The 653-nt window shown below is 51.0% G+C and carries 2 protein-coding genes; both read left to right on the forward strand.

The window, feature by feature from the left end:
* Window positions 1-256 (forward strand): 30S ribosomal protein S6 (rpsF, locus tag FJV41_RS55155; protein ID WP_064762256.1); only part of this gene is annotated, 256 nt, incomplete at its 5' end.
* A gap of 5 nt (window positions 257-261) precedes the next feature.
* Complete coding sequence (priB, locus tag FJV41_RS55160; RefSeq protein ID WP_002885722.1) at window positions 262-576, forward strand: primosomal replication protein N; 315 nt, start codon at window positions 262-264, stop codon at window positions 574-576.
* Window positions 577-653 lie beyond the last annotated feature (77 nt).

Below are 653 nucleotides of genomic sequence, written 5' to 3' on the forward strand. Positions count from 1 at the left end.
GGCTTATCCGATCAACAAACTGCACAAAGCTCACTACGTTCTGATGAACGTTGAAGCGCCGCAGGAAGCGATCGATGAGCTGGAAACTAACTTCCGCTTCAACGACGCCGTTATCCGCAGCATGGTAATGCGTACTAAGCACGCTGTTACCGAAGCATCTCCGATGGTTAAAGCGAAAGACGAGCGCCGTGAGCGTCGCGAAGATTTCGCCAACGAAACCGCAGATGATTCTGAAGCTGGGGATTCTGAAGAGTAATCCTGATGACCAACCGTCTGGAGCTGTCCGGCATTATTTGCAGGACTCCACTTCGTAAGGTCAGCCCGTCAGGAATTCCTCACTGCCAGTTCGTGCTTGAGCATCGTTCAGTGCAGGAGGAAGCCGGTTTTCACCGGCAGGCATGGTGTCAGATGCCCGTTATTATTAGCGGTCATGAGAACCAGGCCATTACTCACAGTATAACGGTCGGTAGCGCAGTAACCGTTCGAGGGTTCATCTCTTGCCATAAGGCAAAGAACGGCTTGAGCAAAATGGTTCTGCATGCCGAGCAGATTGAATTGATAGATTCTGGAGACTAGCCATATGGCACGTTATTTCCGTCGTCGCAAGTTCTGCCGTTTCACCGCGGAAGGCGTTCAAGAGATCGACTATAAAA

This window comes from Myxococcus llanfairpwllgwyngyllgogerychwyrndrobwllllantysiliogogogochensis, assembly GCF_006636215.1.
Lineage (GTDB): Bacteria > Myxococcota > Myxococcia > Myxococcales > Myxococcaceae > Myxococcus > Myxococcus llanfairpwllgwyngyllgogerychwyrndrobwllllantysiliogogogochensis.